At 49.4% G+C, this 14,327-nt stretch carries 13 protein-coding genes; 8 read left to right on the plus strand and 5 right to left on the minus strand.

Annotated elements, in window-relative coordinates:
• The first annotated feature begins 2 nt into the window (after nt 1-2).
• The 3 genes from ccoS (at nt 3) to AB2U10_RS16880 (ending at nt 1,564) form a co-directional block, all read left to right on the plus strand.
• On the plus strand, nt 3-164 hold the full coding sequence (gene ccoS / locus AB2U10_RS16870) for a cbb3-type cytochrome oxidase assembly protein CcoS (protein ID WP_367916021.1): 162 nt from the start codon (nt 3-5) through the stop codon (nt 162-164).
• A 200-nt stretch (nt 165-364) separates the two neighbouring features.
• Nucleotides 365-907 (plus strand): peroxiredoxin, encoded by a 543-nt coding sequence (locus tag AB2U10_RS16875; protein ID WP_493820721.1) that lies wholly within the window; start codon nt 365-367, stop codon nt 905-907.
• A 69-nt stretch (nt 908-976) separates the two neighbouring features.
• The gene (locus AB2U10_RS16880) at nt 977-1,564 is read left to right on the plus strand and encodes a carboxymuconolactone decarboxylase family protein (RefSeq protein WP_367916022.1); all 588 of its coding nucleotides are present in this window, start codon (nt 977-979) and stop codon (nt 1,562-1,564) included.
• Nucleotides 1,565-1,607: 43 nt separating this feature from the next.
• Here the strand turns inward: AB2U10_RS16880 and hemA are convergent, their stop codons facing one another.
• The 3 genes from hemA to AB2U10_RS16895 form a co-directional block, all read right to left on the minus strand.
• Nucleotides 1,608-2,867, minus strand: a complete 1,260-nt coding sequence (gene hemA, locus AB2U10_RS16885; RefSeq protein WP_367916023.1) for a glutamyl-tRNA reductase — start codon at nt 2,865-2,867, stop codon at nt 1,608-1,610.
• A 277-nt stretch (nt 2,868-3,144) separates the two neighbouring features.
• Nucleotides 3,145-5,604 carry an outer membrane beta-barrel protein gene (locus tag AB2U10_RS16890; RefSeq protein WP_367916024.1) on the minus strand — a complete coding sequence of 820 codons (2,460 nt, stop codon included), beginning with the start codon at nt 5,602-5,604 and terminating at the stop codon, nt 3,145-3,147.
• A 164-nt stretch (nt 5,605-5,768) separates the two neighbouring features.
• Nucleotides 5,769-6,587, minus strand: coding sequence for a sterol desaturase family protein (locus AB2U10_RS16895; RefSeq protein WP_367916025.1), 819 nt, complete (start codon nt 6,585-6,587; stop codon nt 5,769-5,771).
• A 209-nt stretch (nt 6,588-6,796) separates the two neighbouring features.
• Between AB2U10_RS16895 and AB2U10_RS16900 the strand changes: the two genes are divergently transcribed.
• Both AB2U10_RS16900 and AB2U10_RS16905 read left to right on the plus strand, forming a co-directional pair.
• Nucleotides 6,797-8,002, plus strand: a complete 1,206-nt coding sequence (locus AB2U10_RS16900; RefSeq protein ID WP_367916026.1) for an exo-beta-N-acetylmuramidase NamZ family protein — start codon at nt 6,797-6,799, stop codon at nt 8,000-8,002.
• A 53-nt stretch (nt 8,003-8,055) separates the two neighbouring features.
• Nucleotides 8,056-8,382, plus strand: coding sequence for a HesB/IscA family protein (locus AB2U10_RS16905; protein WP_367916027.1), 327 nt, complete (start codon nt 8,056-8,058; stop codon nt 8,380-8,382).
• 76 nt (nt 8,383-8,458) lie between these two features.
• Here AB2U10_RS16905 and AB2U10_RS16910 read toward each other — a convergent pair whose 3' ends face one another.
• Both AB2U10_RS16910 and hemE read right to left on the minus strand, forming a co-directional pair.
• Nucleotides 8,459-10,048, minus strand: a complete 1,590-nt coding sequence (locus AB2U10_RS16910) for an OmpA family protein (RefSeq protein WP_367916028.1) — start codon at nt 10,046-10,048, stop codon at nt 8,459-8,461.
• A gap of 62 nt (nt 10,049-10,110) precedes the next feature.
• The gene (gene hemE / locus AB2U10_RS16915; RefSeq protein WP_367916029.1) at nt 10,111-11,130 is read right to left on the minus strand and encodes a uroporphyrinogen decarboxylase; all 1,020 of its coding nucleotides are present in this window, start codon (nt 11,128-11,130) and stop codon (nt 10,111-10,113) included.
• 333 nt (nt 11,131-11,463) lie between these two features.
• Between hemE and AB2U10_RS16920 the strand changes: the two genes are divergently transcribed.
• The 3 genes from AB2U10_RS16920 to AB2U10_RS16930 are packed head-to-tail and all read left to right on the plus strand — an operon-like array spanning nt 11,464 to nt 14,152.
• On the plus strand, nt 11,464-12,345 hold the full coding sequence (locus tag AB2U10_RS16920) for an aldo/keto reductase (protein WP_367916030.1): 882 nt from the start codon (nt 11,464-11,466) through the stop codon (nt 12,343-12,345).
• Nucleotides 12,342-13,475, plus strand: a complete 1,134-nt coding sequence (locus tag AB2U10_RS16925; RefSeq protein WP_367916031.1) for a methionine aminotransferase — start codon at nt 12,342-12,344, stop codon at nt 13,473-13,475. The genes AB2U10_RS16920 and AB2U10_RS16925 overlap by 4 nt, the downstream gene beginning before the upstream one ends.
• A 38-nt stretch (nt 13,476-13,513) precedes the next feature.
• Nucleotides 13,514-14,152: a NeuD/PglB/VioB family sugar acetyltransferase gene (locus AB2U10_RS16930; protein ID WP_367916032.1), complete on the plus strand. Its 639-nt coding sequence runs from the start codon at nt 13,514-13,516 to the stop codon at nt 14,150-14,152.
• Nucleotides 14,153-14,327: the final 175 nt, after the last annotated feature.

Here is a 14,327-nt window from a genome sequence, read left to right on the forward strand (position 1 = left end):
CGATGGGCGTAATTATTTTGCTGGTTATCCTGGCGCTGGTGATTGCCGGCGGATTCCTCGTATCGTTTTTCTGGGCTACCAAAGAAGGGCAGTTCGACGACACCTACACGCCCTCGGTACGCATTCTTTTTGACGACGAACAGCCCTCTCCTCCCGCTGAATAAGCCGCTTTCAGGCCGGCTTACCTACTATAAATTTAGCCAATACCTGCCATTGACAAAATCAATAGTTTTTTGTCTCATATATAATTGCGTCTTAAAACTCGGCACCTTAACTTTGCATAAAATTTAATTATTTTAATATTTGCATAGCAAATTGTAGTCGTTTTTAAACTTTTTATTGTACTTTTTTAATATTTAAAATTATGTTAGGTTTAGGAAAAAAATTCCCCGCATTTAAAAAACAAGCTGTGGTTTCTATTGAAAAAGGTAAAGAATTTTATGAGATCACGTCAGAAGACCACATCAATGCCGGCAAATGGATGGTCATGTTCTGGTGGCCAAAAGATTTCACTTTTGTATGCCCTACCGAGATCGCAGCCTTCAATGCAAAATTCGAAGACTTTGCTGACCGTGATGCCATCCTGTTAGGTGCTTCTACCGACTCTGAGTTTGTTCACCTGGCCTGGAGAAACAACCATGACGACCTGAGAGGTCTTCAGTTCCCGATGATCGCCGATACATCCAAGTCACTGGCTGAAGAGCTGGGTATCCTGGAAGAAAACGAGAAAATAGCTTACCGGGTTACCTACATTGTAGACCCTCAGGGAGAGATCCGTTGGGTGGCGGCCAATGACCTGTCGGTAGGCAGAAACGTAGAAGAAGTTTTGAGAGTGCTTGATGCGCTTCAGACAGACGAGCTTTGTCCTTGTAACTGGAAAAAAGGCGAAGAAACGCTTGCCGTTTAATTATTCATCCATGAAAGGTTTAGTGGCTAAGCCCGCTAAACCTTTTTTATATCCCAACATTCAGAAATTATGTTTGCCACAGCCAGCAATACCAAAAAAAGTCTCTTTGAAAGTGTAAACCTTCCCGAAGAGCTGGAAAGCGCCCTGATTGACCGTCTCAATGCGTCAGACAGCCGTTTCCTGAAAGACCTGAAAATCAACGTCGGCAATGTGCTGAAAAGCCAGAACCTGAGCGAAAAAGAAGCGGCTCTCCTGGCTCTTGCCGTAGCCATCAACGAGAAAAATGCGGCTCTTCGCGAGGCCCTCGAAGAAGTAGCTGTGAAACTGGGAGCTACAGATGCGGAAATCCTGGAAGTAGCCGCCTGCGTTTCCCTGATGAACGCCAATAACGTGTTCTACCGCTTCAAGCATTTCATGCACAAAAACGAGAACTACCAGAATATGCCGGCAGGTATCCGCATGTCGGTTATGATGAACCCGGTACTGGGCAAAGAGTTTTTCGAGCTCCTGAGCCTGGGTGTATCGGCCCTGAACGGCTGCGAGCAATGCGTAACCAGCCACGAGGCATCGGTAAAATCACACGGCGGTACAGAGGCCCGTATTTTTGATACCGTTCGCCTGGTAGCGGTCATCAGAAGCTTAATTGTACTCTTATAATTGTATAGCCGTAAGTAAAAAACCAGCCCTGAGGCTGGTTTTTTTATGCTTTAACAGATCCTTTCTCCAAATCAAAAAGATCCGTAAGAAAATCAATCAGCTCTTCGGCTTCTCCCCGCTTACAGGCGGCCTTCAGCTGAAGTACCGGCATCTTGATGATCTTCTGCATCATGCCGGAAGTAATTTTCTCCATCTTCCTGGCTTCTTCCTCGGTCAGGCCCTTGAGGTGGCGGGCCATTTCTTCCTGGCGAATCTGCTCCAACGCATTTTTCAGCTTGTGTATGGTAGGCGACACCTGCAGTTCTTTTGACCAGGTATCTATATCGTTAACCAGCTCGGCAATGATCTGCTTTACCGCAGGTATGGCCGCCAATCGTTTGTCAATCGACTCATCCGTGATCTGCTGAATTTCATCCAGGCCGTAGAAGACCACTCCGGGCAGCTCAGCCACATCCGGGCTGATGCTGTGGGGGATAGACAAATCAAAGCAGTAAGTAATGCCGTTGCGCTTACTCAGCACATTTTTTGTGATCAGCGGCTGCATCAGCCGGAGCGAAGAAATGATAATGTCAAACTCACCGATCCGGTTGATCAGCTCAAAATACGACATGGCGTCGTAACGATACGTTGCAGCCAGTGTTTCCGCCTTCTCAAAGGTACGGTTACAAAGCGTCACGTTACGGATCTCTTTCTCAAATAGCGTTTTCGCTACATCTTCACCCATTTCTCCAAGGCCCAGCACCAGGACTTTCGGCTGGCTCATGGCCGGCAGGATGCTTTGCATGAGGTCAATGGTAGCATAAGAAGTAGAAGCGGCTCCGTCGTGAAATTCGGTTTCCTGAACCACCCGCTTGTTGGCGTAAAATATAGTGTGCAGCACCCGGTGCAGGAAAGTACCGGCCATGTCCATATCAGCCGCCCATTGGTAAGCCTGCTTGATCTGGTTGATGATCTGCTGGTCACCGGCCACCTGCGAATGCAGCCCTAAAGAAACTTCAAAGAGATAGGTCAGCGCCTCCTCTTCCGAGGTCAGGCACTCAAAGTAGCCGGTAAGCTCATTGGAGTCAATGGCTTTTACCGAAGCCAGCAGGCGGATCAGCGAATTGCTTATATCGGCCTCAGACCGGTAATGAATTTCCGTGCGGTTACAGGTAGAAATAATGAGCGCTTCCTTAATGCCGAATACATCTTTCAGCTTCATATACAGGTCCCTGATCTCACGCTCAGACAGCGTAAGCTTCTCCCTTATTTCAAAGGGGGTACGCTTATACGACAAAGAAAGAGACTGTAACTTTTCTGACATTCCTTAAACTGCTTCCGAAAAACGATTACAAATTTAACCCTTTATCCGGTACAAAAATGAAGTAAAATAAATTTAGAAGAATTCTAAATTCAGAAATCAGGGCAGGGATCATTGTTTGAACCTCCTGATTTTCAAATATATGACGAAGATCATATTTTTCAGGAAATGGTGATGGATTCCGATACGAAAAAGCACAAAACACAGAACGCAGGTGACGCAGATTTATACAGAATAAAGCCTTTCTGATCCGTATAAACCCGCGTCATCCGCATTTCATTTACCCTTCATTCCCCCCTGCTCTCCGCTTCAGGTCATCATTGGCGCTGTTCCTCCGCTGGCTCTTAACATTCTGGTTTCCGAAGTTATAGGTAAATGTCAGGGCCACCCTGCGGGCATTCCAGCGGTTATCCAGCGTCAGGTTCATATTGGAATAATCGATCTTTGCCGCAAAGAAAGACGTCAGGAAAATATCACTGACACTTAGTTTCAGCCTCGCTTTTTTATCCAGGAAAGCTTTCTGAATACCGGCATTCACCGCGTATTGGGGACGGGTCATTTCGATAATTCCGTAGATACCGGGCGAGTTATACCACACGCTCAGCTCACCCGACCAGTTCTGCTTCAGGGTAAAGGTATTGCCCGAGTAAAAATTGTAGGCCACTTTGCCGGCGTTCAGCCGGGCTCCGCTGACATTGCTGTCTTTAAAATGATTGTAATATACGCTGAAGTTATTCTGCATGCTCCACCATTTGACCGGGTTAAACGGCACCGAAAGATTTATGGAGTAATTTCTCATGCCCCGGAGGTTCTCGTTGGTCTGGAAAGTAGACCGGGTGGCATCGTCCTGCTCCAGCACCTGGAAGATCATATCCCGGGTATCGGCATACGCCAGCGACAACGAATAGGTGTTTTTCAGCGTATACGTCACCTCGTAAGAATCCGTAAACTGGGGTTGCAGGAAGGGGTTCCCGATCTCATACGTATACGGATCCAGGAAAAACAGGAAAGGATTCAGCTGTTCGTAATTCGGGCGGTCAATCCGTTTGCTGTACGAGTACCGGATACCGTTATTTTCATTAATGGTCTGGTTCACAAACAAGGTAGGAAACAGGTTGAGGTAATTCCGCCTGTTCCGCTGCTCGGAAGTAAGCGAATGGCCGTCTGAAAACGTGTGCTCTAAGCGCAAACCACCCTGTACGGCCCATTTCTTCCACTGGTAACCGCTATTAATGTAGAGGGCATTCACCATTTCGGTATATTTGAAATGATTGGTTTTGCGGATATCGTTCACCCAGAGTCCCCCTTCAAAATTCTCAAAGGTAAAATCGTTATCGGTAGTAACGTAGCTGCTTTTTGCCCCGAATTCATATTTCATCTTATTCCTGGCCGGAATCACGAAATCCAGCTTGGCCGAGTAAATATCAATATCTGTGGGCTGGTTCATGCGCTGCCGGGTGGTACTATCGGGCGTGTTCAGGCGGCTGTAATAAGCGTTCAGGAAATGCTGGTCTGCCCCGCTTCTGAAGCCGCTGTAGTCGGCATCAAACGACAGCTCTTTTCCTTCGTTATTATACTTATGCCGAAGGTTCAGGTTGGCAGAAAAGTTCTGGTTATCCATCACCCGGTCAGACACCGGCAGCAGGTAGCTCTCTATGGCTTCACCCGCAGTGGTCTCCCGGATGTTCGTCCGGCCGTCACCCTTCATCGATCCCTTCCACAGGTTATAATCGCCCTGAACGCCCAGGGTGGTTTTTTCATTCAGGAAATAATCGGCCCCGGCTCTTGCAGAGTAAAACATTCCGCCCCCTATCCGCTGCGAATACTGGTCAAATTGCGACACCCGGTTTTCGTACGAGCTGACCCTTACAATGCTGTTGTCGTTATAGAAACGGTTTCTTCCCACGTTGCCATTCCCGAAAAGATTCCATTTCTTACTCCGGTGGTTCAGCGAAAGATTGCCGCTGCCCCGGTAAAGATCAGATGAGGAATGGGGTAAAAGGCCCGTACCGCCCGACAAGCTCAGGGTGCCGTTTGTGCCGTAGGCCTTATTCTTTTTCAGGCGGATATTGATGATGCCCGAATTACCGGCCGCATCGTATTTGGAAGAGGGATTGGTGATCACCTCTATCGACTGGATCTGGTCAGACGGCATATTATTGAGGTATTGCGACAAGGCTTCGGAAGACATGTAATTGATCTTCCCGTCAATCATCACCACCACACCTGATTTGTTCCGGATCCGGATCTGGTCGTTCTGCCGGTCCACAATTACACCGGGAACCTTCTCAAGCACTTCCAGTGCCGTATTGCCGCTCCCGCTTATGCTGTTTTCCACATTAACCACCATTTTATCGATCTGCTGTTCAATAAACGGTTTTTTTGCCGTTACCTGCACTGCCGCAAGGGCCTGTACCGACTCCTTCAATACGATTCCCGGGAAGGCTACTGTCATATTCTGCGGATTGATCACGAAGCCCGGGGTCAGGAAATCGCCGTAACCCACGGCCGACACTTTCAGGTAATAGGCATTGTCTTCCACATCCTCAATATCGAATTTCCCCTCCCCGTTGGTCGCCACTGCCTTGTACAGCGTGCTATCGGCCGAACGATAAAGAAAAACATTGGCAAAAAGGGATTCGCCTTTCTCATCACTGACTACACCACTTACACTGCGGGAGTCTCTACCAAAGGTCACCAATGCGCACAGCATGGCCCCGATCAATAATAGCGTTTTCATTGTCTTAAATAGTAATAGCTTTTTCAGCATCAAAATTGAAGTATTATGCAATACAAGGTAGCTTATATTACACAAACGGTTGTGCGCACGGGATAAACGGTCGTATTAGGAAGAAGATGTCAGACAGGGCAGGAAAGTTGCACGTATTCAGGAAATTTTGATGCTCAAAGCTTCCTGTAATTACCGAACGGTACTTTCAGCAGGGGAACAATGTGCTCATTCTCTTCCGGATCCATGCAGGTATCCACGCCGTATACCAGCCGGTCTCGCTCCAGGTAACGGAACGTTCCGAAAAGCCGGTCCCAGACCGAGAATATATTGCCGTAATTTGAGTCGGTATACGGCACCACGTAATGGTGGTGAACGTGGTGCATATCCGGCGTAACAATGAGCCAGCTGAGCGTTTTATCAAGCTTAACGGGCATCCGGATGTTGGCATGATTGAACTGCGAAAGCACCACTGAAAGCGACTGGTACATAAACACCAGCCACATGGGCGCGCCGGCAATGACCACGGCTATAACTGTAAAGATCAGCCGGAAAACACTCTCGCCCGGATGATGCCGGTTAGCGGTGGTGGTATCTACATGCAGGTCGCTGTGATGCACCAGGTGAAACATCCACATCCACTTTACCTGGTGTTCCAGCCAGTGAATAAAATAAGCCCCGATCAGGTCAAGCAGCAGCAGCCCGGTCAGCGCGTAAAGCCACAGGGGCATATCCGGCACCCACGACAGGATGCCGAAATGATGAGCCACCGCCCAGTCGCTCGACTTCACCAGCACAAACGCCAGCACAAAATTTACAATAATTGTGGTGACCGTAAAAAAGATATTCAACCCCGCATGCCTGACCTTCTGATACCGGTACTTAAACAGGGGGATAATGTATTCCGCCATCCAGAACAAACCTATTCCGCCCACCAGGATGATGGAACGGTGCAAAGGAGGGATTGAAGCAAAATAATCTTTCAGCGCTTCCATACTTCATGGGGTCTTATCTCCCAAAAATAAAAACTATTCCCGGTAAAAGATAATTTTACAGGAACAAAAGTTCCGGGCAATGTGTGCAGGGAAACCCGGCAGGAAGCAGGCACCGGCACCGGCGGCTCCTGCTTATGCGCTGTTGTTTTACCGGAATATTCCGTATTTTTACCGCTAACAGATCTATTGTAAACTGTAAACGGGTTCTCATGTGGCTTAAAAAACATTTATTACCGGCTATTTTGCCTTTTTTCCTGGCTTTTACGCACTGTTCAAGCGCTCAGATTACCGGTATCCGGACGGGCGCCGATCAAACCGACAAATACCTCCCCCTCCTGGAAGGAAAAAGAATCGGTGTCCTGGCCAACCCTACCACCATCATCGGCAACAAGCACCTGGTTGACAGCCTGCTGAACCGCGGCGTAAACATTATCAAGGCCTTTGGCCCGGAGCACGGCTTCAGGGGCAATGCCAGTGCCGGCATCAAGGTAGGCGATGAAACCGATGCCGCTACGGGCATAAAAATTGTCTCTCTCTACGGCAAAAAAAGAAAGCCTGCGCCCGAAGACCTGGCCGACATAGACCTGGTGATCTTTGACGTGCAGGATGTGGGCTGCCGCTTTTATACCTACATTAACGTGCTTCGGGATGTCATGGAGGCCTGCGCCGAAAATCACAAGCCCCTGCTTATCCTGGACCGGCCTAACCCGAACGGCTACCTCGTAGACGGCCCCATCCTGGATATGCGGCTGAAATCAGGCATAGGGCAGTTTCCTATTCCTATGGCCCACGGTATGACCATAGGCGAGTTTGCCCGGATGATCAACGGCGAAGGCTGGCTGCCGGATGGCCTCAAAGCCGATATATCGGTCATTCCCGTAGCCAATTACAACCACCGGATGGACTACGTACTCCCTGTAAAGCCCTCACCCAACCTCAATACCCAGCAAAGCATCATGCTTTACCCGGCCTTATGCCTCTTTGAAGGCACCATCATCAGCCAGGGCCGCGGCACCCTGATGCCTTTCAGTGTATTGGGAGCTCCGCTTTTAAAAGGCAAATATGAATTTAGCTTTACACCCAAAAGCATTAAGGGTATGGCTGAAACACCCCTGCACCAGGACCAGGCCTGTTACGGGCTTGACCTGAGAACCTACGATATCTCCAAAATCAGGAAAACCGGCCGTATACCTATTGAATGGATGATCGAAATGTACCAGGCCTACCCCGTTAAAGAAAAGTTTTTTGACCGGAGCCAGAGTAAGCAGATGGGGAATATTGATTTCCTGGCCGGTGTGTACGACTTTCGTAAACAGATCGAGGCCGGCGTACCTGCCGATGAGATCCGCGCCTCCTGGGAGCCGGGCCTGAGCCGGTACAAAGAAATGCGGAAGAAATACCTCCTGTACGAATAAGAAACTTTTCAGGCGGGTGATCCGTTATAAATAAGCAATAACGTTTTTTAAATATGGTTACCGTATCAGACATTGCAAGAGATAAAATCATAGAATTGCGCAGCAAAGAGGGCAAAAACGATGCCCATGGCATTCGTGTAGCCGTAGAAGGCGGAGGGTGTTCCGGCCTGATGTATAACCTGGCCTTTGATGCCGAACAGCAGCCTACCGATCACATTTTTGAAGATAAAGGAGTGAAGATATTTGTTGACAAAAAAAGCCTCCTTTACCTGTTGGGTACCGAGCTTGACTTCAGCGACGGACTGAACGGCAAGGGATTCCATTTTAAAAATCCCAACGCCACCCGTACCTGCGGTTGCGGCGAAAGCTTTTCCGTATAGAACACGGCCGACGCAGATTTAGCGGATACTCCTGCGGTCCTGGTATCGTTGGTGCTGACCCGTTAAGTCTGCGTTATCATTTTCGCAGGATCACAAATTCTACCCGCCGGTTACGGGCCTGACCTTCCGTAGTTTCATTGGAAGCTACCGGCTTGCTCTCCCCGAAACCGGTGCTTTTCACCCGGTCCGGGGAAACCCCCTTCGAAAGAAAATAATCTTTTACGGCATCAGCCCGCTGCTGCGAAAGCCGCATATTTGCCGCGTCCGAACCCACATTATCGGTATGCCCCTGTACCTCAATCGCCATGTTGGGGTTCTTGTTCAGCAGGCCGATCATCCGGTCCAGTTCCAGGAAAGACTCCTTCTCCAGTGTGGCTTTGGCAAACTCGAAGAAAACATTGTACAGCGTAACGGCAGTACCTGCCCGGATAGGCGCCGTATCCAGGTCCTGCCCGGTGATCTCTTTGTACTCTCCCGGTATGGTGAGATCTATGCTTCGCGAAACACCTAATACATTTTCCAGCTCCGGCCGGATCGCATAACGTTTACCGTAAGGCAGCACTATTTTGTACATCCCCGTCTGCGGATCTGAAGTAGCTACGCCCAGCTCTTCGCCATCTTCCAGGTCTTCATAAATAATACGGGCTTCTATAGGCCTCCCGGTAGAGATATCCGTTACTTTCCCGCTGATAATGGCTACTTTTACCGGTGCAACCGGTTCTTCTTTCGACTCACCGGTGACCACCGTGGCCTGCAATGCGGCCTCATCCGGCCCTTTTGACGGGCCTATATCTTCCAGCCTTACCCTGAAAATATCATACAGCCCCATAGAGTTGTGCTTACTGGCAAAGTAGGCATATTCCCCTGACGCCTCCATGGTATAATACATTTCATCTTTCTCCGAATTCACGTTCGGGCCCAGGTTGACCGGTTTGGTCCAGGCAAACCACCCTTTTCCTCTTCTGCGGGCCATCCAGATATCGTATCCGCCCTCTCCGCCTTTCCGGTTAGACACAAAATACAGCATGGAATTGTCGGGCGACAGGTAGGGGCTCCGCTCTGAAAAGTCGGTATTGATATCTTTACCAATGCTCTTGGGTTCGGTCCAGTTTCCCTGCCGGTCCATCATGGTCACATAAATATCATCTTCTTCCCCGTTCTTCTTTTCGCTGAAGGCCATTAATATCACCTTCCCGTTATTGCTCATGCAGGCAGAAAGAAACTTTCCGCGGATCATCCGGCTCAGGCCCGGGATATTCACGGCTTCCGGCGATTGCCACACATTTCCTTTTTTGCGAATGATGGAAACGCCCATTTTGTCTGGATTCAGCACGCCTTTCTCGTATTCGCCCCGAATCAGCGCCGTGCTTCCATCGGCCGACAGGTCGAAAAGATCGTTATACCGGTCCCGGTTGAGCTGGCGCGGCATTTTTTTCGCTACGCCCCAGCGTCCGTCGGTCGTCTTCTCCGTATACCAGATATCGTTCGAGTTGTCCTTCCCTCTCGTATTCGACGGATGTCCCGCCCGTACAAAGTACAGGATTTTTCCATCAGCACTCATCAACGGATGCAATTCATTGTATTCGGAGTTGACGGCCGAACCCAGCGGTTCTGCTTTCTGGGCCAAAGCCGCAAACGGAAGAAGAAGAAGCCAAATGAATCTCATGTACAGGCAGATTAGAATATGCTTATCTATCGAAACGGTAACCGGGTCAAAAAATTACACGATCAGCACGACTTCACGGTATCAATAAAGCATTTTACCTTTTCCGGGTCAGTATCCGGGTAAACGCCGTGGCCCAGGTTGGCAATGTAACGCTCTTTCCCGAAGCTCGCCACCATTTCACGGGTTTGCTTTTCAACATCCGCAAAAGAACTGTACAGCACACAGGGGTCCATATTGCCCTGCAGGGTCTTCTCCGAGATCAGCTCTCTCGACTCGGCAATATCCATATTCCAGTCCAGCCCCACCACATTGCATGAAAGCAGGCCCAGCTCCTTGCGGGCGAAAAAGGCACCTTTTGAAAATAAAGTCACCGGAACATCCGGGAAAGCATCGGCAATTCTCGACAAATACGGAATAGAAAATGCCGAATACTGGGCCGGTGAAAGAATTCCCGCCCAGGAGTCAAACACCTGCACCAGGTCTGCCCCGTGGCTGACCTTCAGCTTCAGGTACCGGATGGTGACATCCGTAATCTTTGCCAGCAGGGCATGAGAAAATTCAGGTTCGCTGTAGAGCATTCGTTTGGCCTTCGAGAAGGTTTTTGAGCCCTGCCCTTCGATCATATAGCAGAAAATAGTAAACGGTGCGCCCGCAAAGCCAATCAGGGGTACGCGGCCGTTCAATGCTTTCTTTACGATATCCATAGACTCAAAAACGTACGAAAGCCGGTCTTCGATATCGGCCGTATTCAGCTGTTCTATATCGGCCCTGCTTTTTATTGTCCGGGGGAAATACGGGCCTTTTGCCTCCACCATCTCATAGGGCAGACCCATGGCCTCGGGCACCACCAGGATATCCGAAAAAATAATGGCGGCATCTACTCCCAGTATATCTACCGGCTGCAGGGTCACTTCCGCTGCCAATTCGGGGGTGGTGGCCAGCCCAATAAAACTACCGGCTTTTGCCCTTACTTCCCGGTACTCCGGCAGTATTCTGCCCGCCTGACGCATCACCCATACCGGTACACGTTCTGTCTTTTCTCCCTTAGCTGCCCGGATGAGCAGATCATTCTTTAAATCCATGCTGCAAAAATACAAAAAGTTTCCATCCGGGGGCCATTCCGCCTGCCCCTTGTCTTATTTGTAAATTTTTGCAGAAATTTTATCACTATTCCCGCAAATTTAAAATTTTAATACTCTATAATTTTGATAGGATAAATAGATTGTACAACTTTGAACAGTGAACGAACAGGATACTTCCTCGTCATTAAACCTTTTAACTGAAAATGAGGAGAAGATTTTCTCAACAATAGTATTGCAATTTTATTCGATGGACTAAAACTTTAAAGGGTAGAAAAACGTCACGGCTGCGATTCGTGGCGTTTTTTTTTTAATTTTAAGCCAAATTTCAAAAAAATGGAGAAAATATATTTGAGCGATTCCGGACCCAAAGTCTCTAAAGCCTTATACTCTTTGTGGCGCTGGGAGGAAATGACCGAATTTGACGAAGCAGAGGCGAGGCGCATTTTTTCCATGTGCCTGGGTTTAGGGATCAATACATTTGAATTTTCGGCTTCCGGTAAAAACGACCGTATCCATAAAGTTTTCTTTGATACCATTGCCGAAAATGATTTTGACCGTAAAGACCTGGTCATCCTGGCCCGGCTCGGTAAAGAAACGACCCCGGACGGTATTGAGATCATCGACCAGTCAAGAAATGCACTCGTACGGCAGCTCGACACCTTCCTGAAAAAATCAGGAAAGGAATACCTTGATATCCTGCTGCTCGACGGCCTGGATTATATTACGGAGATTGAAGCCATTGCCGGCACCCTCGATTACCTGGTACACACCGGGGTGGTGAAGCACATCGGGGTGGCCAATTTCACGTCTTCCCAGTACCGGCTGCTGAAATCGGTGCTCGATATGCCTATCGTAACCAATCACCTTGAGTTTAACCTGCTTAACCCGGAGGCCATTTTCGACGGGCGCCTTGACGAGATCAAGGAGTCGTTCGGGAAACCCCTGGTGTGGGCCCCATTGGCCGGGGGAGATATCCTGGAAGGTACCTCCCTTGACCGGGTAGCCCTGCGCGAAGCCCTGGCCGAAATAGCCGGGGAGCTCGATACCAACGTAGAGCAGGTGGCGGTAGCCTGGCTGCTGAATCTCGGCATGCTGCCCATCATCGGGTCACCCAATGAAGCGAGGATCAAAAACGTGGCAGCGGCCACCAATGTAAGGCTCTCGCATCAGCAATGGTATCGTTTATTCAGCTTAGTGAGCAGATTACGCAAATGACCTCCAGACTTCCTGCGGTAGGCACCAGCATATTTACCCGTATGACAGCCTTGGCCAATTCGGTCAATGCCATTAACCTGGCACAGGGTTTTCCGGGCTTCGAGCCTGACCCACTGCTGGCCGAACGCCTGTCTTACCATGCTTCACACGGCAAAAACCAGTATTCTCCGGCCGCAGGTGTACCCGAGCTGAGAGAGCAGCTGGCTGCTAAATACGGCTACCGCGCGGATACAGAAATTACGGTTACCGCAGGAGCATCCGAGGCCTTGTTTTCGGCCATTGCCAATGTGGTTTCACCCGGCGATGAAGTGATTATCATAGAACCGGCCTATGATTTGTACGTACCGGCCGTACAATTGCAGGGGGGAATCCCCGTTTTTGTAAAAATGAAATACCCCGGCTTCAGCATCGACTGGCAGGAAGTGAGCGACAGCATCACTACGCGCACCCGGCTGATCCTGCTGAATACGCCGCATAATCCTACCGGGAAGGTGTTGACCGCCGCCGATATTTCTGCCCTGGAAGACATCGTATCCCGCCACCCCCAGCTGCTGCTGGTCAGTGATGAGGTGTACGAGCACATCCTGTTTGACGACCGTGAGCATCTTTCCCCGGGCAGCAGCCCGGTGCTTCGTGAACGCACGTTTATCTGTAATTCTTTCGCCAAAACCTATCATATCACCGGCTGGAAGACCGGCTATTGCCTGGCCCCGGAAAACCTGACCCGTGAATTGCGGAAAGTACACCAGTATATCACTTTCTGTACGTTCACCCCGGCCCAGTATGCCCTGGCCGACTACCTGGAAAGCACCACCACCCACCTGGCTCTTTCGGAGTTCTACCGGAAAAAGAAAGACCTCTTTCTCAACGCCCTGGATACTGAAGTTTTCCGTCCGCTGCCATCTGAAGGAACCTTCTTTCAGAACCTGTCTTATGCGCATCTTTCGCAGCAGCCGGATATAGACGCCAGCATCCTGCTGACAGAAAAAGCCGGTGTGGCCTCCATTCCCACTTCGGTGTTTTACGCTGACGGTACCGACCACCGGATTCTCCGTTTCTGCTTTGCCAAAGACGATGAAACACTGGTTGAGGCGGCGCAAAGATTGAACCGTGCCGGCCGGTTTTTATAAGAACGGTATTATTTTTACCCAAAAATTAAATTTATCGTATGACAAATCCCGTATTGATACTGGGTGCCGGCAGGCTCGGCAGGCTGGCCCTCGATATATTCTCCGGCAATGACGTGCTGGTTTACGGCTTTCTTGATGAAAACAAGGCGCTTCATAATACAGAAATCTCGGAGGTGCTGGTTCTCGGCGACATCCAGGATGAAAGCTACCTGGGCATTATCGGCAATAAAACAGAGGCCTTTGTAGCCATTGAACACCGGGCGGCAAAAGAAAAAACCGTTAAGCAGCTCCTGGAGCAAAAGAAAACCATGCCGGTAAACGCCGTGCACAATAAAGCCGTGGTTTCTGAAGATGCTGAAGTAGGTCACGGAATACTGGTTGCTGCAGGGGCAGTGATCAACCCGGGCGCTAAGATCGGTAACCATTCGGTTATCCTCTCCGGAGCGGTGATCGATACGGCAGCCGTGATCGGTGAATACAGCGAGATCGGTACCGGAGCCGTGATCAATTCCGATGCCGAAATCGGCAAAGGGGCCTTCATAGGCAGCGGTGCAGTGATCGTTTCAGGCATCAAAATAGGCAAAAACGCTCGGGTAGGCGCCGGTTCTGTGGTGATTGAAGACGTAAAAGACGGCCAGACGGTATTTGGTAACCCGGCAGCAGAAGTAGGCAAATAAGAGTAAGTGAAAAACTAAAAGAGAAAAGTTAAAAGTTAAGGAACATTCTTCTGTCAGTGCCTGAAATAAGTTGACCGATTTTAAGGGAGGAACAAACTTAAAATTGGTATAACAATGGGAAAGATTTCATCAGGGTTTACGAGAAGTGTTTCAGAGCGTCGTTATCGTCACTTTA

It is taken from the genome of Leadbetterella sp. DM7, assembly GCF_040829825.2.
Lineage (GTDB): Bacteria > Bacteroidota > Bacteroidia > Cytophagales > Spirosomataceae > Leadbetterella.